This is a genomic window from Ruegeria sp. CDSA141 (assembly GCF_059612005.1).
In genome coordinates this window covers 543117-566601 of the sequence record NZ_JBXWPT010000001.1, presented here as the reverse complement: position 1 = coordinate 566601, position 23485 = coordinate 543117, and the positions used below count along the sequence as shown (strand labels likewise).

Below are 23485 nucleotides of genomic sequence, written 5' to 3'. Positions count from 1 at the left end.
CGATGTCTCTGACTCCGAATCCGCTGCGAAGCGAAAATACGAGACGCTACGGCGTTGTTCTCCATCCTCAAAGTTTCGGACCCAAAGATGATGGGCGTCTACTGATTCAGAATAAATTCATCGTCACTTTCAAATCCAATAAGATTATTTTCCACCCATACCTTGGTTTCTCTCTCCCAAGTTTTTCGTTCGCGGTCAGTCATTATCTGAAGCGCGTCAGAAACTTCGCATTGCTGGATTTCCAAACGCAGCAACATTAAAGATTCTAGGTGGACCCAGACTAACCCGTCAGATCGCTCAATTTTTGAAAGTTCGCCATCAGGGTCCACGACACCTCCATCAGCAAGGCGTACGCAGTATTTCTCAAACAGATGCAACGCTGATTCAGGCCTGTCTGCTTCCTGCAAATGACCTCCAACAAAATACCCCAGTGGCAATCCAACTAAAACAATACCGCTCCAGATTGCTCCTTTGGAACGCTTCATGCCAGCTTGTTCCACCCTAACAGGCAGACGATCTGCGTTGCCACATGGGCACCCGCAATCGCGGTCGCGCCCGAGGTGTCATAGGGCGGAGAAACCTCGACCACATCGCCACCCTTGATGTTGATCCCGGCGATGTCGCGCAGGATGATCTGTGCTTGAATCGAGCTGAGCCCACCCCAGACCGGCGTCCCCGTACCCGGTGCAAAGGCCGGGTCCAGCCCGTCGATATCAAAGCTGAGGTAAACGGGGCTGTCGCCAAGAATACCCTTGATCTTCTGCGCTACGGCGGCAGGGCCGGATTCATAAACCTCGCGCGCATCGATAATGTTGACGCCCAGCGTGTCCTCGTTTGTGGTGCGGATGCCCACCTGGACTGAGCGTTTCGGGTCCACGATCCCCGACTTCACCGCCTTGTAGAACATGGTGCCATGGTCCACCCGGCTCATGTCGTCATCGGCCCAGGTGTCGGTATGCGCATCGAACTGCAACAGCGACATCGGCCCGTATTTCTCGGCATAGGCCTTGAGGATCGGAAAGCTGATATAGTGATCGCCCCCCAACGTAACCGAGGCCACATCCGCCGCCAGAATGGTGCGGATATGGTCGGTCAGCGTGTCGGGAAAGGCGGGGATGTTGGCATAGTCATAGGCCATGTCGCCGTAATCGATGATCGCCAGCTCGCTGAGCGCATCGAACGGCCAGCCATAGGGCGCATCGGGCGACTGCAGCGCGCTGGCCTCGCGGATCGCGCGTGGGCCAAGGCGGGTGCCCGGGCGGTTGGTCACCGCCTGATCGAACGGCACGCCGGTCACGGCGATGTCCGCGCCGGTCAGATCCTTGGTATACAGCCGCCGCAGAAACGAGGTCGCCCCGCCAAAGGTGTTTTCGTAAGACAGCCCTTTGAGGTCCGGGTTGGTGAATGCCTCATCCACCTGATTTTTTGCGTCTTCCAGTGCCATTTCATTACCTCATCAGCCCAAGGGCTGCGCTTTTTCCACGATCCGCGCGAAGAACGAAGCACCTACCGGCGCGATATCATCGTTGAAGTTGTATTTCGGGTGATGCAGCCCGGCACCATCACCCTGACCCAGGAACAGATAGGCCCCTGGTCGCGACTGCAGCATGTACGAAAAATCCTCGGCCCCCATTTCGCGCCCCATTGTGTCGACCACCCGCTCAGGCCCCGACACTTCGCGCGCGACGTCTGCGGCAAAGGCTGCCTTTTCAGCATCGTTGATCGTGGCCGGGTATCCCTCCTGATACTCCAGCCGTGCCTCGACACCGTATGAAGCCGCCTGCCCCTGCACGATCTGCTTCATCCGCTCCATCACCATCTTCTGTACAGATGGATCAAAGGTCCGCACGGTTCCGTTCAAATAGGCAGTATCAGGGATCACGTTGTTAACCGTTCCTGCATGGATCTGAGTGACCGAAACAACCAGATCTTCCACCGCATGGTGATTGCGGCTGACAATGGTCTGGATCGCTTGTGCAATACCGCAGGCCGCCATGACCGGGTCGCAGGTCTGATGCGGCATGGCACCATGGCCGCCGACGCCTTGGATATGAATCTCGAACGTATCCACCGCCGCCATGATCGGCCCCGGCGTGGTATAGAAGGCACCTTCCGGGTTCCCCGGGTCATTGTGGATTCCATAGACCTGAGAAATGTCAAACCGTTCCATGATGCCTTCTTCGACCATCACGCCCGCGCCACCGCCTTCTTCCTCGGCAGGCTGAAAGATCAACGCGACACGGCCACTGAAATTACGTGTCTCGGTCAGATACCGCGCCGCGCCCAACAGCATTGTGGTGTGCCCGTCATGTCCGCAGGCGTGCATCTTGCCGGGGTTCTTTGATGCATATTCGACGCCTGTTTCTTCGGTAATCGGCAACGCATCCATGTCGGCGCGCAGACCGATCGTCGGCCCATCACCCTGCCCGTTGATGATCGCGACCATCCCGGTCTTTGCGATCCCTTCATGCAATTCATCGACCCCGAACTCACGTAGACGCTCGGCCACAAACTCGGCAGTCTCAAAGCACTCGAATTCCAATTCGGGTATCGTATGCAGATATTGGCGCCATCTGGTCATATCGGCAGTGAAATCGGCAATTCGGTTGACGACGGGCATCTGGGGTGGACTCCTGATCGGGACTGCGGAATGGATGCATCTGACACCGGAATGAAAGGGTTCGCAATGGCCGAAAATCCTCTGATCCATGACAGTGACGCTGGTATCGAGCGTCTGCTGGAAATCATGCGCCGATTGCGTGATCCCCAAACCGGCTGCCCCTGGGATATCGAACAGGATTTCGCCACCATCGCGCCCTATACGATCGAAGAGGCCTATGAGGTCGCCGACGCCATCGAACGCGAGGCTTGGGACGAGTTGAAGGGAGAGCTGGGCGACCTGCTGTTCCAGTCGGTCTTTCACGCACAAATGGCTGAAGAGGCTGGGCATTTCACCTTTCAGGACGTGGTGCGCACCATGTCGGACAAGATGGTCAACCGCCACCCGCATGTCTTTGGCGACGAATCCCGCGACAAGACCGCCGATCAGCAAACCTTGGATTGGGAAACGATCAAGGCGGCTGAACGTTCTGGCAAAGAACAGAAAGGCGCGCTGGACGGTGTAGCCGCCAACCTGCCTGCCCTGCTGCGTGCCGATAAGCTGCAAAAACGTGCCGCGCGCGTGGGGTTCGACTGGCCCGATGCAAGCCATGTGTTGGCCAAGATCACCGAAGAAGCCGCCGAACTGGAAGAAGCGCGTGACAAGATGGATGCCGACGCGCTTGAGGATGAATTCGGTGATCTGCTCTTTGTCATTGTCAATCTGGGTCGCCATCTGGGCATCGAACCCGAAGCCGCCCTGCGTCGCACCAATGCCAAGTTCACCCGTCGCTTTGAAAAAGTCGAGGCCCGGCTGGCCAAACGGGGCAAGACCCCATCGCAAAGCGATCTGGCCGAGATGGACGCGCTCTGGGACGAGGTCAAAATCGAAGAGCATCGTACCAACGGCAAACTCCCGCCGGTGGACGCCATGGCAGCCCCCAGAAACGGGTAGACAAGCCAACCGACACTTGCGAGTGTCCCACCTTCACGACCCCCGGAGACGCCCATGCCCCCTCGCAAGATCATCATCGACACCGATCCCGGACAGGATGATGCCGTCGCCATCCTGCTGGCGCTGGCCAGCCCGGAAGAGATCGAGATTCTGGGCATTACAGCAGTTGCGGGCAACGTGCCCTTGGAACTGACAGCCAAGAACGCTCGAATCGTGTGCGAACTGGCGGGCCGGACCGATGTGCCGGTCTATGCGGGCTGCGACAGACCGTTGAACCGCCCCCTGGTCACGGCCGAGCATGTGCATGGCAAGACAGGACTGGATGGCCCGGACCTGCCTGATCCGCAGATGCCTTTGGCCGAGGGTCACGCGGTGGACTTCATCATCGACACTCTGCGTGCACATGAGCCGGGCACCGTGACCCTTTGCCCGCTGGGGCCACTGACGAATATCGCGACCGCATTCAGCAAAGCCCCTGATATTGTTGATCGGGTGCAGGAAATCGTTCTGATGGGCGGGGCGTATTTCGAGGTTGGGAACATCACTCCAACAGCGGAGTTCAACATCCATGTCGACCCGGAAGCCGCTGATATCGTTTTTAAATCCGGAAGGCCGATTGTGGTTATGTCACTGGATGTCACGCATAAGGCGCTGGTCAGCAGACCCCGCAACGATGCATTCCGTGCCCTGGGAAACAAAGTCGGACTCGCCGTGGCAGAGATGACTGATTTCTTTGAGAGGTTCGACAAGGAAAAATACGGCAGTCAGGGCGCACCCCTGCATGACCCCTGCGTGACCGCCTATCTGATCCGACCCGAGCTGTTTTCGGGTCGTCATGTGAATGTCGAGATTGAAACCCAGTCCGAACTGACCATGGGCATGACCGTCGCAGATTGGTGGGGCGTGACCGACCGCGCCCCTAATGCACTGTTCATGGGGGAGATCGACGCTGACGGCTTCTTTGACCTGCTGACAGAAAGGCTGGCCAGATTATGAGCGCCGCCCTGCGCCTTGCGCGCCCCGAAGACCTGGACCGCCTGATGGCGCTGGTCACCGCCTTTCATACCGAGGCCGGTCTGGCGCAAGACCCGGACCAGATCCGAAACGCTCTTGCACCCCTGCTCGAGGGTATTCCCCATGGTTGTGTCTATCTGATCGGCCCAGGACGCGCGCCGTTGGGCTACATCATCCTGACGTTCGGCTGGTCCGTCGAATTCGGCGGCATGGACGGTTTCGTCGACGAAATCTATATCCGACCCGCTGTTCGCGGTCGCGGTATTGCGACCGAAGTTTTGTTGGCCTTGCCAAAAGCATTATCCGAAGCGGGGCTGACAGCCCTTCACCTGGAAGTCGATCGAAACAACGAAGCCGCTCAGAATATCTATCTGCGTACCGGGTTCAAACCACGCGACAGATATATGCTGATGAGCAAGTTGCTTTAACGAGACTCGCCACGGAAGATATTTGCCGGGTTCATGTCCTGTACCGGGTCACTCGCCGAGACCGGGTCTCCGGTTATTGGGTAGGTTCCCGGACCCGCGCAGGCGGAAAGAACTGTGATGGAAGCTGCTGCGGTTACCAGAAGGAATTTGGATACAGACATCGTAGTCTCCTTGCTGTGATGCAGTCAGGTTAGATCACGTGGCTGTGATTTACTTAGTAACAAGTTCACACATAATGTGATTTTTGCATTATTTTTAGAAACAGAAAGGCTAATCCAATACGCCTGCGAAACAGAGACAACTGAAATGATTGCGTAATCCGGATCTCGCCTCTCTTGCGAAAAGAGCGAAGATTTTTCAAAAGCTTTCAACTTCAAATGCGAGCAGGCATCGCAATTGTAAACCCAGAGAAAGACCGAACCAGAAAGGTTCAACCAAAGGTGGATATCACCTGAAGCAGTGTTTCCTGCCGTACCATTCACCGTGATCGTCCGGAAGACCCCGGTTCAGGGCCCATGAAACGCTTGGATCCAAGAGTTCCCAAGGTTCAAAAAGACCAAGTGAACGATCAAGTGGATTGCGACACGGGCAGCGGAACGAACGCTTGATGGATCAGAGGCCGGCACCTTGAAAATGGGGGCTGTTGGCCCCCATTCTTCGCTTATTTCAGGATCGACGCGCCGGCGTATTCGGCCACTTCTCCCAACGACTCTTCGATGCGGATCAGTTGGTTGTACTTGGCCAACCTGTCAGATCGCGCCAACGAGCCGGTTTTGATCTGACCACAATTGGTCGCCACGGCCAGATCGGCAATGGTGGCGTCCTCGGTCTCACCCGAACGGTGCGACATCACGTTGGTATAGCGCGCGCGGTGGGCCATATCGACAGCGCGCAGGGTTTCAGTCAGCGAGCCGATCTGGTTCACCTTGACCAGCATCGAGTTCGCACAGCCGCGCTCGATCCCTTCGGCCAGACGCACCGGATTGGTCACGAACAGGTCGTCACCCACCAACTGCACCTTGTCACCGATGGCATCGGTCAGGGCCTTCCAGCCATCCCAGTCATCTTCGGACATACCGTCTTCGATCGAGATGATCGGGTAGTCATTGACCAGAGCTGCCAGATAGGCCGCATTCTCTTCCGAGGTCAGGGTCGTGCCTTCGCCAGCCAGAACGTATTTGCCGTCTTTGAAATACTCGGTCGCGGCGCAATCCAGCGCCAGGTGAATTTCCTCACCCGGCTTGTAACCTGCTTTTTCGATGGACTTCAGGATGAAATCCAATGCTTCACGGGTCGAGGCGATGTTGGGGGCAAAACCGCCCTCGTCGCCCACACCGGTCGCCAGACCCGCGCCTGACAGTTCCTTTTTCAGCGTGTGGAACACCTCGGACCCCATGCGCACCGCTTCGCGAATGTTCGCGGCGGCGGTCGGCATGATCATGAATTCCTGAATGTCGATCGGGTTATCGGCATGTTCGCCACCGTTGATGATGTTCATCATCGGAACCGGCAGAACCCGGGCCGAAGTACCGCCCACATACCGATAGAGAGGCTGCGTGGTGAAATCTGCCGCTGCCTTCGCCGTGGCCAGCGAAACACCCAGGATCGCGTTTGCGCCCAGACGGCCCTTGTTTTCGGTTCCGTCCAACTCGATCATGGCCTGGTCAATGGCCACCTGTTCGGTCGCGTCAAAACCTACCAGTTCTTCCGCGATCTCACCGTTCACAGAAGCAACGGCTTCCAGAACGCCCTTACCCATATAGCGCGCCTTGTCGCCATCACGTTTTTCTACCGCCTCATAGGCGCCGGTGGACGCACCCGAGGGCACGGCAGCGCGGCCCATGGTGCCGTCTTCCAGAATCACGTCAACTTCGACTGTCGGGTTGCCCCGGCTGTCCAGAATTTCGCGTGCGTGGATGTCGATGATGGTGCTCATGAGGCCTGTCCCTATAACTGCAGTCGGTTGCACGCGTCATAGCAGCAACCGGCCAAAAGTAAACCGGTTCCGTTACCGCTAACACGCATATTCCCGGACATTTAGGGCTAACAGCCCTCTGTTTGCGCCAACAGGCTCAGGCAGGCACCAGTTCGCGCGCCAGACGCCGTTCGCGGATAAAGGTATAAAGACCCGAGCCAATGATCAGGGTTGCCCCTGCCATTGTCAGCGCATCAGGGCGTTCACCGAACATCAGCATTCCCGCGAGGATCGAAAACACCAGACGCGTGTACCGGAATGGCATCAGGGCCGAGGCTTCGCCCACCCTCATCGCAGTGACAATGCCGTAGTACCCCAGCACGCCAAATCCGATCGCCCCCGCATAGGGACCCGTTTGACCAGCTTGAACAGGCACGAAGGATGCCCCGGACATGACCATCAGAACCAGGCCGGCGACGGCAACCGCAATGTAAGCCTGCATCGCAACAACGGACGAAGCCACTCGCGGGTCCAGCTTGCGGGTGATCAGATCACGCGCGGCAATTGCGACAACGGACAAAACTACAAACAGGGATTCCGGCCGAAAGCCCTCCATCCCGGGGCGGATGATCATCAGGACACCGACAAAGCCGACACCAATGGCGCTCCAGCGGCGCCACCCGACCTGTTCGCCAAGAAACAGGGCCGCGCCCATGGTGACGACCAGCGGCATGGCCTGAAACACAGCTGCAACGGTGGACAGGTCAATCAGCGACAGTGCTGTCACAAAAGCAACGGCGCCAAAACCTTCTGTCGCGGCCCGAACCAACGGCAGGGTTTTCCAGGCCACGGGATCAAAGATCCGTTTGCGCGTGACCACTGACATCGTGGCAAACACGAGCCCGCAGAACACGCCCAGAAACACCATGATCTGCCCTGTCGGCACAGAGCCGGACAGGAGCTTGATGAACATGTCCTCAAGAGCAAAGGCCGCCATCGACCCGATGAGCAGCAGGATGCCGTTTACGTTGTTCATTTGCGCGTCCGTTGGAAAGTGCATGTCGGGTGCCGATACACGCACAACAACCTCACCCAACAGCATCTGGCAAGACAATTCCCGTCACGCCTGATGAATTAACGTGAGGGGTCCAATCGCGTTTTGTGATAGGTCAGTCCTTTTCCAGCGGGACGCCGTACAGCTCCAACCGGTGCCCTTTCAGCTTGTACCCAAGCTTTGCCGCGATTCTTTCCTGTAGGGCTTCGATCTCGGGGTCGACGAATTCGATAACCTCTCCTGACTGCATGTCTATCAGGTGGTCATGATGATCGCGCTCGGCATCCTCGTACCGGGCCCGTCCGTCGCCGAACTCGAGGCGTTCCAGAATACCAGCCTCTTCGAACAGTTTGACCGTGCGATAGACCGTTGCAATGGAAATACCTTTGTCTACAGCAGACGCCCGTGCATAGAGTTCCTCGACATCCGGATGGTCGTCGCTCTGTTCCAATACCTGCGCGATGATCCTTCTTTGACCGGTCATGCGCAGCCCCTTGGCTTCACAACGCCCAATAATCGTTTCCGACATGATGCCCCTCAGACTTGCTCGGGTGTCTGTCTTAATATGTCTACGCGCGTTTCGCTACAGGGATTTCACCTTTTGCGACCTTCTGATGTAGCGCGCGTCAGATCGGCCCAGACCGGCAGGTGATCGGATGCGATATGCGCGGGACGCGTGTCGTGAACACCGTGCGCCACAGCCTGGACTCCGGTGCCCAGCGCGATCCGATCCAGCGCACCCAAAGGCTGTGCGGCAGGGAAACTGGGCCTGGGGGGCAGGAACCGCATTTCTGGGGCCAGATGATCCAGAACAGGCTGGCGTGACCATTCGTTGAAGTCACCGGCCCAAACTGTCGGCATCTGGTCCATATCCCAATCATTCCGCCGAATATGCAATATCTGCTGCCGCCGTGACGCTGGCAAAAGCCCCAGATGCATCCCCATCACGCGCAGTGGCCCGATATGCGTGTCGAACTCGACCCGAACCGCCCCGCGCGGTTCCAGCCCCGGCAGCTCGTGATGCCCTTTGCGGCGTACCGAGATGCTCTCTCCGCGCCAGATCACCGCGTTGCCATGCCAGCCCAGACTGCCTGCACCGCCCAGATCGACGATCTTCCACCCCGCCTCGTCCAACATGAAATGCGGCAGTGCCGCCGGGCGGGGCGGCAGGCGTTTGTCGGCCTCCTGCAACACCACGATATCCGCTTTCGTGTTTTCGATGACTTGCAAAACGCGTTGCGGCTGACGCCGGAAATCCAGCCCGACGCATTTCTGAATGTTGTAGCTTGCGATACGCAGCGTGGACGAAGTTTGCATGAGGCCATGACCAAGTGGAATGCCCCTAAAGTGCCATGCCTGACGTGGGGCGCAACCCCTCAGCTCAGTTTCCTGCTGCGGCAAATCAGAGACGCCACCAGACTCCGATAATCTGCCCGTTATTTCGTCGAATGAACCCTGCTTCATATCAAAGCAAAGGTTCCGCTTGATCCCCGGCCCCACAACCCTCTATCCCGATCCGGTGACGACATCGAAGCGCAGCGAAAGCAAGGCCAAGATGAGCCTGAGCCAACCCGACAACAGCACCCGGGCCAGTATCATACTGGTGATGGGCGGCGCGCTGTGGGGCCTTTACTGGATTCCGGTGCGGTTTTTCTATGATCACGGTCTGACAGGCCCCTGGTCCGGGATCGTCATGTACTGCGCGGCCCTGATTGCTTTGTTCCCCTTTATCTGGGCCGACAGGCACATGCTGACCCGGCAATGGCGTGATCTGATGCTCAGCGGTATGTTCACAGGGGCTGCATTCAGCCTGTATTCGATCAGCCTTGTCTACACCGACGTCGTCCGCTCGATCCTGCTGTTCTATCTCACTCCGATATGGGGCACGCTTCTGGGCGTCGTATTTCTGAAAGAACGCCTGAGCCTGATGCGCCTTGCGGGCCTGATCTGCGGGCTTGGCGGGCTGTTTGTCGTGCTTGGGGGTGCCGGGTTCGTGCCATGGCCGCAAAACCTGGGCGATTGGCTGGCCCTGGCGTCGGGCATATGCTGGGCATTGGGCACTCTGGGTTTGTACAAAACCGGAAGCATTACCATTACGGGTCAGGTTTTTGCCTTTGTACTTGGCGCGCTGTTGCTGTCGCTTGTCAGCCTGTTGGCGCTTCGGGGCCAGGCGCTGCCAAACGTCACACAGGAAGGAGCGGTCCGCATAGCGGGATATGCGATGCTGTCGGCTGTCTACATTCTGCCCATGATATACATGACCATCTGGCCAGCTACAAAACTGTCTCCCGCAAAGGTCGGCTTGCTGCTGATGAGCGAGGTCGTCGTCGGTATCGCCTCTGCCGCGGCCCTGTCCGGCGAACCATTTGGCCTGCGGGAGTTTCTGGGCGCCACCCTGATCGTCAGCGCCGCGGTGTTGGAAATCCTGCGGAAATAGACGCGGTCTGCGCGTCACGTCCCGCAAAACGTCGCATGGACCACCTCATTTCCGGCCGGAGGACGCCTCAGGTCTTCCGCATCACCCTGATCCTCGTAAGGCCGCGCCAGGACGGCGTTCAACCGGTCGAACGGCGCGTAATTTCCCTGTACGGCTGCCTGGATCATCTGTTCGACCCGGTGATTGCGCGGAATGAATGCAGGGTTTGCAGCGGTCATCACATCCAGCGGCGCTGCTTCGCGCTCTAACCGCATGCGCCAACCCGCTTCCCAATTGTCAAACGCTTCTGGGGCAAGGAACTGATCCCGCGCCTTGCCACCGCCCAGCGCCCGGAAGGTATTGGTGAAATCCGCCTGCCCCTCGGCCATAAGCTTCAGAAGGTCGGTGATCAGTTCCTGATCGCCCTCGTCCGCTGATGCCAGTCCGATCTTCGCCCGGAATCGGGACAACCAATTCTGTTGCAGAAGATCCGGCATCGCGTGGACGATCTCGGTCGCCTCTTCCACGGCGGCCTCTTTGTCGTCCATCTGCTGGATCAATGACGTTGCCAGCTGCGCGAGGTTCCACACCGCGATATCGGGCTGGTTCGTATAGGCATAACGCCCCATCCGGTCAATCGAGCTGTAGACGGTGTTGGGGTGATACGTATCCATGAACGCACATGGGCCATAATCAATTGTCTCGCCCGCGATCGAGCAGTTGTCGGTATTCATCACCCCATGGATGAACCCCACGCTCATCCATTTCGGAATCAAACTGGCCTGAGCATCCCGCACCGAACGCAACAGGCCCATGGGACCTTCTGCCTTGGGATAATGCCGGGCAATGGCGTAGTCCGTCAGGCGCTTCAAGCTGTCCATTTGCCCACGCGCTGCAAAAACCTGGAAGGTCCCCACCCGCAGATGGCTGGATGCAACCCGGGTCAGGACCGCTCCGGGCATCGGACCTTCGCGAAAGACGGTCTCACCGGTTTCCACAGCTGCCAGAGCGCGTGTGGTCGAAACGCCCAGCGCATGCATTGCCTCGGATACCACATATTCCCGCAGAACAGGCCCCAGCCAGGCCCGGCCATCGCCCCGGCGGGAAAACGGTGTAGGACCCGAACCTTTCAGTTGAATATCCCGGCGCACCCCGTCCGTTCCGACAGTCTCGCCCAGCAGCACCGCACGCCCGTCGCCCAGTTGCGGGTTGTACTGCCCGAACTGATGCCCGGAATAAAGCTGAGCGATGGGCTCGGCACCTTCGGGAATACTGTTTCCCGCAAAGGCTTCGGTCATGTCCTCAACGTCTCCGGGCGAAATCCGCAGCAACTTGGCCAGATCATCGTTGAACGCAATCATCCTTGGCGCGCGCACGGGAATCGGTGACTGCCGCGCAAAGAACGCATCCGGCAGCCGGGCATAGGAGTTATCGAAGGGGATTTTCAGGGTCATGTCGTAAACATATCCCTCGAGCGCATGAATACCATAGCGGATCACGCCTGCCCGTGCATAATCGCACCCAAACACGAGGGACCACATGACTGCACAAGAGGTTATCGACCGCCTGAACCTGCAACGCCATCCTGAAGGTGGCTGGTACGCCGAGACATGGCGCGCTGAAAACGAAGGCCGCCCCACCGGCACCTGCATCTACTTCCTGTTGCAGGCTGGCGAAAGCAGCCACTGGCACCGTGTCGATGCGACCGAGATCTGGCTGTACCATGCCGGCGCGCCGCTTGTCCTGTCGCTCAGCGCAACCGACCAAGGCCCCACCACCGAACATGTGCTGACACCCGATCTTTCCGCTGGCGCGCCACAACTGATCGTCCCGGAAGGTCATTGGCAAGCCGCCCGCAGCACGGGTGATTACACGCTGGTCAGTTGCACGGTCTCGCCCGGTTTCCAGTTCGAGGGGTTCGAACTGGCCGCGCCGGGCTTCGATATCCCCAAGGCGTAACTGTTCACAATAGGATCTCTGAAAAGGTGAGTTTACAGACAGTTGCCCATTGATCATTCTGTACACGTAGCCACAAGCGACGGAGTAACGAGTGAGAATGAAGCAGGTCCTGCTGTCTGTCTTGTTCTTTTGTCAAAGCGCAGCCTTCGCAGGCGCAGAGCCCGCTTGCGCCAAGGCCCGTCTTTCATCCGATCTGACTGTGCCAGAGCCGACCTGGGAAGAAACGGCTGAGGATGCTGGCCCGGCCGTGACAGTGGAACCTGCAGTGCTGGTTTCAAAGCGTCCTGCCCTGCGGCCCTGCAAGTTCCGGCAATTCGAAGTGGGTCGTGAACGAATGTTGGAACGGGGCGCCGTGTGTGGTGACTGGACCATTCTGGGCGAAACACGCAAGCCCGTCGCCGGAAAGGCCCGCGGATGCGGGATCACGAACCCGGTTCGGGTTTACAGAATCTCTGACATCGCACTCAGCCAATTCTCTTTGATGGATTGCCAGACGGCGGTCACGCTGAAAACATGGATCGAAAACACGGCCAAGCCAGCTTTTGCCAATTTGGGCGGCGGGCTGAAGGGGATGCGGATCGTCGGCCATTATGCCTGCAAGACCCAGAACAACCAGCCGCGTGCACGCATCTCGGAACATGCGCGAGGAAAGGCGATCGACATATCGACCTTCGTTCTACGGGACGGAACCCAGATCACGGTTCGGGACGGATGGAACAACGACCGGGGCGCTGTTTTGCGAGAGTTGCACAGTGGCGCCTGCGGCGTGTTCGGAACCGTGCTCGGCCCGGATGCCGATCGCTATCATAAAGGGCATTTCCATCTGGACACCGCGCGCCGCAGCAGCGGCCCGGTTTGTCGATGAACCTTTGACTTGGTTGAGTTTTTCCGCATCGCGGATACCCCGACCCTTGGCGCGCTCACCAAGGCCGGCATCATTCAGTACAAACCCGCCAAGCCCACAAACTCCTCGTTTCAACTGGCCATATCTCTGGGATCAGCATCAGCGCGTCAGGACGGACGCCCCTATTTGTCGCTTCGGCTTTTGATCAACACATTGATCAGAGGCACCAACAGCGTCGCTGCGGACCCCAAAGGATTTGATCCAATGCTTTTGACCGCCTGAACAACCTCTCGTGCCTCTGCGGTCATCTCTTCCAATTCGTCTTCAATGTCCGCTATGGCCATATCCCGCACCTCGACGGCCGGGGCCACTTCGTCCTCGACATTGCTGCGTTTTGCAATCAGCACCAGAAGCCCAGCGAAAATAAGGTTTCCAAAGGCCAACAACGCCGCCGCCGAGGCTGGTGGCATCGAACTCTGGAGCGCCAAGAACAAGGAAACATTCAAAAGCACCACCGCCGACAATGCCGCGATGCCCGCAATGCCCATCAATATCGTCTGTTGCTGAACCACTCCAAGGCGGCGGCGTGCAATCAAACGTTCGGTCCGATAGATCGTAACCAGATTTTTGCTCAGTCTGCTCATAACCGGTCTCCTAACCCTGCGTACGCCCGACGACGTAACCCAGTGAAAATGCAATCAGCAACGCCGTGATCGGATAGTCTTTCTGCAACCGACCAAACTCCTCGACAACGTCATTGCCCAAGGATTGAACCTGGCTCAGATCGATTCCGTGGTCTTCCAGAAGTTTCCGGATTTCATCCGATGATTTGACCCGCTCTGGCGACTCTTTGGGTTCCGGATCCTTTTCGACCTGCGCCTCCAACGACGCGTTTCGTTCCCGTAGCTTCTCCAACTCGGATTCAAGCTCTGCTTTGGTCGCCATAGTGCCTTACCCTCACTGCATGGGTTCGAGGTAACGGTTGCACAAAGATTTGTTTTTTTGAACTGTTTTCCGGATCACGTTATCCAACCGGGTCCATAGACACCGAACTTACGACCCCGCCACCAACAAGCGCCTTAACGCCAGTGGTTCCGGGGCAAGAGGTCGGCAACCTCCGAGCAACGCGCACCGCCAGATAGGCAAACGCCTGCGCCTCAAGCATGTCGCCGTCCAGCCCCACCGCCTCAACCGTTTCGACCGGGCAATCCAGCGACACGCGCAACATCTCCATCAACACCGGGTTGCGCCTGCCACCCCCGGTGACCAACACACAGGACGGGGGTTTCGGACAGTGCTCCATCCCCTGCACCACAGCTGCGGCGCACATACCGGTCAGAGTGGCCACCGCGTCGGCGTCATTGAGTTCCTTGACCAAACCGATCATTTCCGAAAAATCGTTCCGATCCAAGGATTTCGGCGGCATACGGGAAAAATACGGCTCGGCCAGAAACAGCTCAAGCGCGCCCATCTCGACTGTACCATCGCGGGCTAATGCCCCGTCCCGGTCCATGGGAAGCCCCAGACGGGCCTGCATCAGATCATCGACCGGTGCATTGGCCGGTCCTGTATCAAATGCCAGCAGCGCACCGGGCGCTTCGGGGCCTTCGAACGTCGGGTCCACATAGGTCAGGTTGCCGACCCCGCCCAAGTTCAGGAAGCACAATGGCCGGTCCGCGCCGAACCATTTGGCACAGGCAAAGTGAAAGAAAGGCGCAAGCGGAGCCCCCTCGCCCCCCATCGCCACATCATCGCTGCGGAAATCCCAGACCACCGGACGCCCAAGCGCCTGCGCCAACCCCAGCCCGTCACCGACCTGAAATGTTCCGCGCCCGCGCGGCTCATGCGCCAGCGTCTGTCCGTGAAAGCCGATCAGATCCACGTCCTCGAACTCGGACAGTGCTTCGGCATGGGCGATTGTCACCATCTCGGCCGCCGCATCGACCTGAGGTCCGTGCCACTGCCCCAGGGCCGCCCGCAACACATCGCGTTCCGCATCCGAATATGCGCGATATCCGCTTTCCCCAAACCCGTAAATCGAATGTCCATCGGTTTCCACCACCGCCGCGTCAACCCCGTCCATCGACGTGCCGGACATCGCGCCCAAAGCTCGGACCGTTCCGTGTTTCCTGATGGTCTGGCCCAAGCCTGCCTCCTGAATTGGCTGTGTCATTCGCCGCGTCCAGGTCCGGAATTTCACCTTTGGGTTGCAGCCCGGCCAACGTGCCTTCTGTTGGGTCGCAAAGGCAAGCGTTCTGCACCGGCCCGGCAGTTTTTTTCTCAGGGCGCGTGTCTGGATCGACACCCTCGACCACACCCCGCACCTGAGGTGAAAAGGTGGCTTTTCCTCTCCTGCGCTGCCGCCTATACAGTGCCCCGCAACATTAACCCAAAGGGCACGATATGACCTACCACCCCAAATCGGATTTCATCGCCACGATGATCGAGCGCGGCTTTCTCGCCGACTGCACCGATTATCAGGGCCTTGACGACGCGCTGATCAGTGGGTGCAAACCGGCCTATATCGGCTTTGATGCAACGGCCAAATCGTTGCATGTGGGCAGCCTGATCCAGATCATGATGCTGCGCTGGTTCCAGAAAACCGGCCACCAGCCGATCACCCTGATGGGCGGCGGCACCACCAAGGTGGGCGACCCTTCGTTCCGCGCGGATGAACGCCCGCTGCTGGGCCCCGAACAGATCAATGAGAATATCGCGGGCATCAAAAAGGTGTTCTCGGCCTATATCGACTATGACTCTGAGGCCGAGAATAAGGCTCTGATGCTGAACAATGAGGAATGGCTGGACAACCTGAATTACCTCGATTTCCTGCGCGACATCGGGCGTCATTTTTCAGTCAACCGGATGCTCAGCTTTGAATCGGTGAAATCCCGACTTGATCGTGAACAGTCACTGAGTTTCCTCGAGTTCAACTACATGATCCTGCAGGCCTATGACTTCCTTGAGCTGAACCGCCGCTATGGCTGCGTTCTGCAGATGGGCGGCAGCGACCAGTGGGGTAACATCGTCAACGGTATCGACCTGACCCGTCGCGTGCTGGATCACGAGATCTACGGCCTGACTTCGCCCCTGCTGACCACCAGCGACGGCAACAAAATGGGTAAATCTCAGGACGGCGCGGTTTGGCTGAACGCAGACATGCGTTCGCCTTATGAGTTCTGGCAATTCTGGCGCAATACCACCGACGCTGATGTCGGGCGGTTCCTGAAGCTCTACACCGAAATGCCGGTGGACGAGTGCGATCGCCTGGGCGCGCTGAAAGGGTCCGAGATCAACGAGGCCAAAATTCGTCTTGCCAACGAGGTGACGACTCTGGCCCACGGTGCGCAGGCTGCGGCGAACGCCGAAGCCACTGCCCGCGAAGTGTTCGAAAAAGGCGGAGTCGGAGATGATCTGCCGACCCTGACGCTATCGGAAGCAGACTTACCGATCTCTATCGTCCAGTTGATCGTGAAAACGGGTCTGGCCAAGTCCGGCAAGGAGGCCAAGCGCCTGATCGCCGAGAACGGCGCCAAGCTGGATGACGCGCCGCTGACCGATGCCGGGCTGATGATCGACGCAGGTGCATTGTCCTCGCCCATCAAGCTGAGCGCGGGGAAAAAGCGCCACGCGCTGGCTCAACTGGGCTAACTCGGCAAGTCTGAAAAGCACAAAATTTAAACGGCCACCCAAACGGGTGGCCGTTTTTCATTCGGTAATCTGTGCTTATCTGCGGTCTTTTCCTCCGCCGCGACCGGGCCGGTCGCCGCCTTCATCATCGTTGGCGTTATTGCCGCGACCCGGGCTGCTGCCCTCGCCGCCATTGCCGTGGCCGTTATTGCCCTTGCCACCGCCTTTGCCGCCGTTGCCTTTCCCACCTTTGTCTTCACCGCCGCCGGATTCACTTCCGCCGCCACCGGACTCACCACCGCCACCGCCAGATTCACCTCCGCCGCCACCGGACTCACCACCGCCACCGCCGGATTCACTTCCGCCGCCGCCACCGCCGGAGTTACCTCCACCGCCACCAGTGTCAGCGCCACCTCCAAACTCACCTCCGCCACCACCGGATTCACCGCCGGGTGCACTACCAGCGTCGGCAAATTCAGACCCACCTGGTTCAGAGCCGCGGTTTTCACCCCGGTTTTCCGCCGAACCAGACAAGCTTGCCGTCGGCAAATCCGTCAGCAACGCGGCCAGCCCCGGGCATTGCGCCCCGGTTACACTCAAAGTTGTCTCAAAGTCGGACCGCTTTTGAAGCCTGTCCAAAAAACTCGGGGTCACCTGCACACAATCGCACAAACTGGCATAGTCGCCGGCATTGGCGAGATTTCGGGCCGTTTTCCAGTTGCAAGTTTCCGATGCGGCAACAGCACTGCCGATCATCACCATTCCAAAAACAGGAAAAGCGATAGCTGCACCCAATATTTGCTTCGTACTCTTAACCATAATAGATCCTCCTGGTGAAAAAACACACAACGGCGCTGAGTTCTTCGTTCACGAACAGGCGCGTTTTCGTGAAGTTGGGATTAAGTTGTCTTGAGGATCTGCCAGGGCATCGGGGCGAATGATCTGGCCCGCCAACCAATATCCCTCTTTCTCAAATATGTGGACACTGGTCCCAAAATGCAGTTATTGAACAAGTGTTCATATCCATGGGAGGAGTTCACCATGCACCTGTCCACCACTGCCGCCCTCATCACCGGCGGCGCGTCCGGTCTGGGCGAAGCCACGGCCCGCCACTTCACCTCGAAAGGCGCGCAGGTCACCATTTTGGATCGTGATGCGGACCGCGGCGCAAAGGTTGCCACCGAGATCGGCGGGCATTTCGTGCAGACGGATGTGACTGACGAGCAGTCGGTGGCCGCCGCCATACGCCATGGCACGGAAAAGATGGGCAAGATCACTGCGACAGTGAATTGTGCAGGTATCGCCTATGGCATCAAGACTGTTGGCAAGGATGGCCCCCACCCTTTGGATGCGTTCCAGCGTACGATCGACATCAATCTGGTTGGCACATTCAACGTATCCCGGCTGGCCGCTGCCGAGATGGCAAAGAATGACCCCGAACCAGATGGAGCACGCGGGGTGATCATCAACACCGCCTCGATCGCCGCGTTTGACGGGCAAAAGGGTCAGGCGGCCTACGCGGCCTCCAAAGGCGGCGTCGTGGGCATGACGCTGCCGATGGCCCGCGATCTGGCCTCGACCGGCATTCGGGTCATGACCATCGCGCCGGGCATTTTCATGACCCCGATGCTGGCGGGTCTGCCCGAAGAGGTGCAACAACAGCTTGCCGCCGACGTCCCGAACCCTGCCCGCCTGGGCGACCCGCATGAATACGGACGACTGGCTGGGTTCATCGTTGAGATGGGGTATCTGAATGGTGAGGTCATCCGCATCGACGGCGCCCTGCGTATGCGCTAAACCGGGGCTCATGACCGAGCGACAAAAAATGGAAGCGGGCGAGTGGTATTGCTGCCTTGACCCGGAACTGGATGCGCTTCGTGCCGAAGCGCGTCGTGCCGTTCATGCCCATAACACGTGTCCGCCGGATGACCGTGGGGCCATCGCGCTGGAACTGGCAGCACTTTTTGCTGGTGTTGGTGAGGATTGCTTTCTTGAGGCCCCATTTCACTGTGCCTACGGAATAAACCTGTCTTTGGGGGATCGAGTGTTTTTCAACGCAGGCTGCGTCGTGCTCGATACCGCGCCGGTGACGATTGGGAACGACACGATGCTTGGGCCTGCAGTGCAGATCTATTGCGCCGAACACGCGAAAGACCCTGCCTCACGCGCTCGGGGCCTTGAAGTCGCCCACCCTGTCATGATCGGCGAAAACGTCTGGATTGGTGGCGGTGCGATCATCATGCCGGGCGTTACGATCGGCGACAACGCCATCATCGGAGCCGGTAGTGTGGTGACAAAAGACGTTCCGGTCGGCGAGACCGTCGTCGGAAACCCTGCCCGGCCTATACGGCCCCTCCGATAACCCTGTTCTTTCCCCTATCCGCCGGAGCCTTGATCCCGGGGCGCGGCGCCTGCCTCTTTTTCGGTCAGGCAGCGCCGGGTCACTGCGCCCCACGGGGAGTCGCCCAACCAGACAAGGATGTTCTTGAACGCGCTGAAATCGAAAGAGTCAGCCCCATCGCCTGTCCGGAAGAAGGATGCATCCAACACGACCTGCATGTGGATACAACCAATCCAGGTATTTTTGTGCTCTATGAAAACTGGCAGATTCGCGAACCATGACAGACGCATATGACCGCGCTTCATTTCGCCTCTTGCATGGAAGCAATCGAAGGGGCTGTAGCCGGTTTTACGCTGAACGAAATGACGCGGATAGGTTAATCGATTCCGCTGCAAAACCGGAGCAATTGCGTGGTTCCGGTTTTGTACAACTTTTTAAACGTTGCCCCTTAGGGCAAACACAGATTGCGTTCACTTCGCCTCAGATTTCTCTTCCAGCGTCAGCCATTCCTCTTCAGACGCCGAAAGCTTTTCCTGCCGCTCAACCAGCGCCTCGGTCGCTTTCTGGAACTTGACCGGTTCGCGGGTGAACAATTCGGGGTCGGACATCAGTTCTTCGAGCTTTGCAATCTCGGCCTCCAGCCGTTCAATCTCGGCAGGCAGCTTTTCCAACCGGTGCTTTTCCGAGAACGACAGGCCGGGCTTCTGCTTCGTTTCCTGCTTGATTTTTGGCTTCGAAGCTTTTTCTTTTTCTTCCTTTTTTTCGGCCACATCACCACGTTGCGTGATATAATCCGACCACCCTCCGGCATAGACCGTGGCGCGACCATTCCCCTCCATCGCAATTGTCGTTGTGGCCACTCGGTCGAGGAAATCGCGGTCGTGGCTGACCAGCAGAACCGTGCCGTCGTAGTCGTCCAGCAGCTCCTGCAACAGGTCCAGCGTTTCGACATCCAAATCGTTGGTCGGTTCGTCCAGCACCAGAAGGTTGGACGACTTCGCCATCAACTTGGCCAGCAGCAATCGCGCCTTTTCTCCACCTGACAAGGACTTGACAGCCGCTCTTGCCTGCTGCTCATCAAACAGGAATTCCTTAAGGTATCCCACGACATGTTTGGGCTGCCCGCCAACCATCACCTGATCGGCCTTGCCTGAGACCCGCATATCGGGGTCGCCGGTCAGGCTGTCCCACAAGCTCATCTCGGGGTCCAGTTGCGCGCGGGTCTGATCGAACACCGCGATCTCAAGATTGGTGCCCAGCGACACCGAGCCTTCGTCCGGCTGCACCTGCCCAAGAAGCATCTTCAGCAGCGTCGTCTTGCCAACCCCGTTCGGTCCGACAAAAGCCACACGATCACCGCGTTGCACCAGCAGATCAAAATTCCGAACGATCTGCTGGTCGCCGAACCCTTTGGCCAATCCTTTGGCCTCGATCACCTTGCGGCCCGATTTTGGACCGGCCTCCAGCGCCATCGCAGCGGAACCCTGACGCTTGATCTGTGCCGCCTTTTCGGCACGCAGCGCCTGAAGGGCCCGCACCCTGCCCTGATTGCGTTTGCGCCGTGCGCTGATACCCTCAACCGCCCATTTGGCCTCGGACTTGATAAGACGGTTCAGCTTGTGACGCTGCTGGTCTTCTTCTTCCCAGATCTTGTCCCGCCAGGTTTCAAACGCATCAAAACCTTGCTCCTGCCGTCGGACAGCGCCCCTATCAATCCAGAGAGTCGCCCGTGTCAGTGCGCGCAAAAAGGCCCGGTCGTGCGAGATCAGCACAAAAGCCGCACGTGTTGACCCAAGCTCGCGCTCCAGCCACGCGATGGCTTCGATATCCAGATGGTTGGTGGGTTCGTCCAGCAGCATCAGGTCTGGCGCCTCGGCCATCAGTTTGGCCAATGCCGCGCGCCGCCGCTCTCCACACGAGGCCGTCTCAATTGCGCATGAAGGGTCGAATTTCAGCCCCTCGCCTGCCCGTTCAACCTTGTAGAGTTCGCCGGGTTCCAACCCGCTGGACGCATAATCGCCCAATGTGGCAAAGCCCTCCATCGTCGGGTCTTGTTCCATGTAACCCACGGATTTTCCGGGCGGCACAACGATTTCGCCGCGATCAGCCTCGACCAGACCGGCCATCACTTTCATCAACGTAGACTTGCCCGACCCGTTGCGCCCAACCAGCGCCACGCGGTCACCTGGCTGAACCACCAGATCAAGCTCGGAGAACACCGGATCGCCCCCGAAGGTCAGGGAAATGCCGGACATCTGCAACAAAGGAATTCTCGCCATGCCTGCCAGCTAAACCGGCAGTCGCACTGCGTCAACGCCCCGTCTTCACCTTTTCAGAAATACTCGGGCTAGTCGGCCACCGTTCGCAACAGGCGTTTACGCGCCGGCGGAATTGCCCCGACTTCCACCCCAGTGAAAACGTGCAGCGTGTTCATTTGGCGGTCCACCACTGCATGGTCGCTGACCCAGCCGCCCATCATCAGATAGGTCCGCAACAGCGGTGGCATCCGCAGCATGGCCTTTTTCGTATCCGGCCTGCGCCGCAGACGCGTAGCAAAGCGAAACACATCCGGAGCCTTTACCCGCGGCAGCCACCGTTTCGGGGCAAGATGGCGGTGTTTGAGCATCGCAAAGGCATCCAGATACTGTTCTGTCTCGGTACCGGCAAATGAGGAACATCCAAACAGCATCTCGACGTTGTTGTGGTCGACGTAGGATGTCATTGCCCCCCACGCGACACGCAGAATGTCGGGATCGATTAGGTTCGGGTGAACGCAGAACCTGCCCATCTCGACCATACGGCCACTGAACCCTTCCAGCGAACTCAGGTCGTAAAACTGTGCTGAATAGCTGCGTCCGATTTCGCGGCCATGATCCATTGTCAGCATCCGAAAGCAACAGACCAACCGCCCGGCAGACCGCATATCCTCAACCAGGATATGACTGCATCGTGTGTCGAATGCGTCACTGTCCAGTTGCCGGGTGTCGAACGCCAGTGTTCGCAGGTTTTGTGCGGCCCTGATATCCTCAGATGATTGCGCCAGACGGGCGCGATAGCGCCCTTTGCTCAACAAAACTGCCGTCGCCACGGTCGCGTCCTCCACGGGTGCCGACCCACAGGTGCCAGCACGACACCGTTAGCACAAGACATGTGACTGCCTTGTGACTATCGCAAGGCTCTGGCGCAGATTAGTTGGCGCCGGGAATATTGGCCGGGTTGAAGTTGCCGATATTGCCCAACAGCTGACGCAGGAAGCCTTTGTCCTGAACGTTGGAATCGGTCACACGGCGTTCCAGCGGAATCACGATGCCGTCTTCCAGACCAAAGCGTTCGATATTGCTGACGACACCGCGCTGATCAAAGCTGATGGCGACCAGTTCGCGTGCCACCACTTCGGGCCGTTTCGGGCCGTAATGACGCACCCGCGAGCGGACATAGTAATAACCCGAATCCCGCACCACACCTGACGCACCCGGTGCCCCGATGGCTTCTTCCACACTGTCACGCGTATCCACGCCCACTTTGATTTCGGCCAACTCTTCGGCTGGCGGCACGTATCCGTGATTCTTGAAGATGGGCGTACAAGCCCCGGCCGCAGCCAGACAGGCAACAAACACAAGCGATTTCGTCGCTGGTTTCAACCGGTTCACTACCTTCAACATACGCACCCTCTTGCCTTGGCCTCTTGCGGCTTCTATCCGATTACAGAAACCGCTGCCACGGTTCAACACATAGAAAGGCTCTCGAATGAGCAACGTTACATCACTTCGGGTGGCTGACCTGCCCCAGAACGCCCCGACATCCTTTGATCTGCGCCCTGCGGCCGCTGCTTTGGATGAGATCAGACAGGACCTGGGACTGCTGGGACTGCGCAAGCTCAGTTTCTCTGGCGACGTGCAGGCCCGGGGCAAGCGCGACTGGGTTCTGAACGGTAAACTCGGTGCAACCGTGATCCAACCCTGTATCGTGACCCTCGAGCCGGTAACAACCCGGATCGACATTCCTGTGCATCGCACATTTCTGGCCGATTGGAACGATCCGGACGAACCGGAGTTCGAAATTCCCGAAGATGACGAATCCGAGCCTCTGGGTGCCGAGATCGACCCGGCCAGGGTAATGGTCGAGGCGCTGTCACTGGCCCTGCCACAATACCCGCGCAAGAACGGGGCTGAACTGGGACAGGCAGACTTTACCGAACCCGGAAAACAGGCGATGACCGACGAAGACGTCAAACCCTTTGCCGGATTGGCGGAATTGCGCGACGCACTCAAAAAAGACGAGTGACAGATGACAGATTTCCTGTCATAGCAGGCGGTCAGAAAAATCGCTTG

General features: G+C 58.4%; 27 protein-coding genes. 11 read left to right on the top strand and 16 right to left on the bottom strand.

Translation table 11 applies throughout. The features are described from left to right. Positions 1-98 precede the first annotated feature (98 nt). From AC2FLP_RS02865 to AC2FLP_RS02855, 3 genes are read right to left on the bottom strand one after another with little or no spacing between them, the layout of a single operon-like run. Positions 99-485: a hypothetical protein gene (locus AC2FLP_RS02865; RefSeq protein WP_299893829.1), complete on the bottom strand. Its 387-nt coding sequence runs from the start codon at positions 483-485 to the stop codon at positions 99-101. Continuing rightward, a complete protein-coding gene (speB, locus tag AC2FLP_RS02860) occupies positions 482-1444 on the bottom strand; it encodes an agmatinase (RefSeq protein WP_299893832.1) in 963 nt (320 codons plus the stop codon). Before speB ends, AC2FLP_RS02865 begins: the two co-directional genes overlap by 4 nt. A gap of 12 nt (positions 1445-1456) precedes the next feature. After that, a complete protein-coding gene (locus AC2FLP_RS02855) occupies positions 1457-2620 on the bottom strand; it encodes a M20 aminoacylase family protein (RefSeq protein ID WP_496680860.1) in 1164 nt (387 codons plus the stop codon). A gap of 66 nt (positions 2621-2686) precedes the next feature. Between AC2FLP_RS02855 and mazG the strand changes: the two genes are divergently transcribed. From mazG to AC2FLP_RS02840, 3 genes are read left to right on the top strand one after another with little or no spacing between them, the layout of a single operon-like run. Then, complete coding sequence (mazG, locus tag AC2FLP_RS02850; protein ID WP_496681611.1) at positions 2687-3553, top strand: nucleoside triphosphate pyrophosphohydrolase; 867 nt, start codon at positions 2687-2689, stop codon at positions 3551-3553. Positions 3554-3607: 54 nt separating this feature from the next. Next, complete coding sequence (locus tag AC2FLP_RS02845) at positions 3608-4549, top strand: nucleoside hydrolase (RefSeq protein ID WP_496680863.1); 942 nt, start codon at positions 3608-3610, stop codon at positions 4547-4549. Then, entirely contained in the window at positions 4546-4995 is a 450-nt protein-coding gene (locus tag AC2FLP_RS02840) for a GNAT family N-acetyltransferase (protein ID WP_496671128.1), read from the top strand. Before AC2FLP_RS02845 ends, AC2FLP_RS02840 begins: the two co-directional genes overlap by 4 nt. Here the strand turns inward: AC2FLP_RS02840 and AC2FLP_RS02835 are convergent. The 5 genes from AC2FLP_RS02835 to AC2FLP_RS02815 form a co-directional block, all read right to left on the bottom strand. Beyond that, a complete protein-coding gene (locus tag AC2FLP_RS02835; protein WP_162896760.1) occupies positions 4992-5156 on the bottom strand; it encodes a hypothetical protein in 165 nt (54 codons plus the stop codon). The two genes, AC2FLP_RS02840 and AC2FLP_RS02835, sit on opposite strands and share 4 nt — an antisense overlap. A gap of 500 nt (positions 5157-5656) precedes the next feature. Beyond that, complete coding sequence (gene eno, locus AC2FLP_RS02830) at positions 5657-6931, bottom strand: phosphopyruvate hydratase (RefSeq protein WP_496680867.1); 1275 nt, start codon at positions 6929-6931, stop codon at positions 5657-5659. A gap of 136 nt (positions 6932-7067) precedes the next feature. After that, a complete protein-coding gene (locus tag AC2FLP_RS02825) occupies positions 7068-7946 on the bottom strand; it encodes a DMT family transporter (RefSeq protein ID WP_117872711.1) in 879 nt (292 codons plus the stop codon). A 133-nt stretch (positions 7947-8079) separates the two neighbouring features. Then, a complete protein-coding gene (locus AC2FLP_RS02820) occupies positions 8080-8493 on the bottom strand; it encodes a Fur family transcriptional regulator (RefSeq protein WP_117868718.1) in 414 nt (137 codons plus the stop codon). Positions 8494-8558: 65 nt separating this feature from the next. Beyond that, positions 8559-9281, bottom strand: coding sequence for an endonuclease/exonuclease/phosphatase family protein (locus AC2FLP_RS02815; RefSeq protein ID WP_299893841.1), 723 nt, complete (start codon positions 9279-9281; stop codon positions 8559-8561). 166 nt (positions 9282-9447) lie between these two features. Between AC2FLP_RS02815 and AC2FLP_RS02810 the strand changes: the two genes are divergently transcribed. Further along, a complete protein-coding gene (locus AC2FLP_RS02810; protein WP_496680871.1) occupies positions 9448-10401 on the top strand; it encodes a DMT family transporter in 954 nt (317 codons plus the stop codon). Between the two features lie 14 nt (positions 10402-10415). Here AC2FLP_RS02810 and AC2FLP_RS02805 read toward each other — a convergent pair whose 3' ends face one another. Next, positions 10416-11834 (bottom strand): protein adenylyltransferase SelO, encoded by a 1419-nt coding sequence (locus tag AC2FLP_RS02805; protein WP_496681614.1) that lies wholly within the window; start codon positions 11832-11834, stop codon positions 10416-10418. A gap of 85 nt (positions 11835-11919) precedes the next feature. Between AC2FLP_RS02805 and AC2FLP_RS02800 the strand changes: the two genes are divergently transcribed. After that, complete coding sequence (locus AC2FLP_RS02800) at positions 11920-12339, top strand: cupin domain-containing protein (protein ID WP_299893845.1); 420 nt, start codon at positions 11920-11922, stop codon at positions 12337-12339. 97 nt (positions 12340-12436) lie between these two features. Beyond that, the gene (locus tag AC2FLP_RS02795) at positions 12437-13204 is read left to right on the top strand and encodes an extensin-like domain-containing protein (protein WP_496680874.1); all 768 of its coding nucleotides are present in this window, start codon (positions 12437-12439) and stop codon (positions 13202-13204) included. 161 nt (positions 13205-13365) lie between these two features. Here AC2FLP_RS02795 and AC2FLP_RS02790 read toward each other — a convergent pair whose 3' ends face one another. The 3 genes from AC2FLP_RS02790 to AC2FLP_RS02780 form a co-directional block, all read right to left on the bottom strand. Further along, a complete protein-coding gene (locus tag AC2FLP_RS02790) occupies positions 13366-13827 on the bottom strand; it encodes a hypothetical protein (RefSeq protein WP_496680876.1) in 462 nt (153 codons plus the stop codon). A 10-nt stretch (positions 13828-13837) separates the two neighbouring features. Beyond that, a complete protein-coding gene (locus AC2FLP_RS02785; protein ID WP_496680879.1) occupies positions 13838-14128 on the bottom strand; it encodes a hypothetical protein in 291 nt (96 codons plus the stop codon). A 79-nt stretch (positions 14129-14207) separates the two neighbouring features. Further along, positions 14208-15281: an anhydro-N-acetylmuramic acid kinase gene (locus AC2FLP_RS02780; protein ID WP_496681616.1), complete on the bottom strand. Its 1074-nt coding sequence runs from the start codon at positions 15279-15281 to the stop codon at positions 14208-14210. 305 nt (positions 15282-15586) lie between these two features. On the opposite strand from AC2FLP_RS02780, the gene tyrS reads away from it, so the two are divergent. Then, on the top strand, positions 15587-16834 hold the full coding sequence (gene tyrS, locus AC2FLP_RS02775; RefSeq protein WP_496680882.1) for a tyrosine--tRNA ligase: 1248 nt from the start codon (positions 15587-15589) through the stop codon (positions 16832-16834). A 75-nt stretch (positions 16835-16909) separates the two neighbouring features. On the opposite strand, the gene AC2FLP_RS02770 is transcribed toward tyrS, so the two are convergent. Further along, complete coding sequence (locus tag AC2FLP_RS02770; protein WP_496680885.1) at positions 16910-17632, bottom strand: hypothetical protein; 723 nt, start codon at positions 17630-17632, stop codon at positions 16910-16912. Positions 17633-17854: 222 nt separating this feature from the next. Between AC2FLP_RS02770 and AC2FLP_RS02765 the strand changes: the two genes are divergently transcribed. From AC2FLP_RS02765 to AC2FLP_RS02755, 3 genes are read left to right on the top strand one after another with little or no spacing between them, the layout of a single operon-like run. After that, positions 17855-18610 carry a 3-hydroxyacyl-CoA dehydrogenase gene (locus tag AC2FLP_RS02765; protein ID WP_496680888.1) on the top strand — a complete coding sequence of 252 codons (756 nt, stop codon included), beginning with the start codon at positions 17855-17857 and terminating at the stop codon, positions 18608-18610. A 10-nt stretch (positions 18611-18620) separates the two neighbouring features. Further along, positions 18621-19175 carry a sugar O-acetyltransferase gene (locus AC2FLP_RS02760; protein WP_496671153.1) on the top strand — a complete coding sequence of 185 codons (555 nt, stop codon included), beginning with the start codon at positions 18621-18623 and terminating at the stop codon, positions 19173-19175. Between the two features lie 29 nt (positions 19176-19204). Beyond that, entirely contained in the window at positions 19205-19435 is a 231-nt protein-coding gene (locus AC2FLP_RS02755; RefSeq protein WP_496680891.1) for a putative quinol monooxygenase, read from the top strand. A gap of 189 nt (positions 19436-19624) precedes the next feature. Here AC2FLP_RS02755 and AC2FLP_RS02750 read toward each other — a convergent pair whose 3' ends face one another. From AC2FLP_RS02750 to AC2FLP_RS02740, 3 genes are all read right to left on the bottom strand, one after another. Continuing rightward, the gene (locus AC2FLP_RS02750; RefSeq protein ID WP_496680894.1) at positions 19625-21433 is read right to left on the bottom strand and encodes an ABC-F family ATP-binding cassette domain-containing protein; all 1809 of its coding nucleotides are present in this window, start codon (positions 21431-21433) and stop codon (positions 19625-19627) included. A gap of 68 nt (positions 21434-21501) precedes the next feature. Further along, positions 21502-22242 carry a GNAT family N-acetyltransferase gene (locus AC2FLP_RS02745; RefSeq protein WP_496680897.1) on the bottom strand — a complete coding sequence of 247 codons (741 nt, stop codon included), beginning with the start codon at positions 22240-22242 and terminating at the stop codon, positions 21502-21504. 100 nt (positions 22243-22342) lie between these two features. After that, positions 22343-22816, bottom strand: coding sequence for an outer membrane protein assembly factor BamE (locus tag AC2FLP_RS02740; protein ID WP_117868705.1), 474 nt, complete (start codon positions 22814-22816; stop codon positions 22343-22345). 85 nt (positions 22817-22901) lie between these two features. Here AC2FLP_RS02740 and AC2FLP_RS02735 point away from each other — a divergent pair, with 85 nt between their 5' ends. Continuing rightward, positions 22902-23438 carry a YceD family protein gene (locus tag AC2FLP_RS02735; RefSeq protein ID WP_496680901.1) on the top strand — a complete coding sequence of 179 codons (537 nt, stop codon included), beginning with the start codon at positions 22902-22904 and terminating at the stop codon, positions 23436-23438. The last annotated feature ends 47 nt before the right edge of the window (positions 23439-23485 follow it).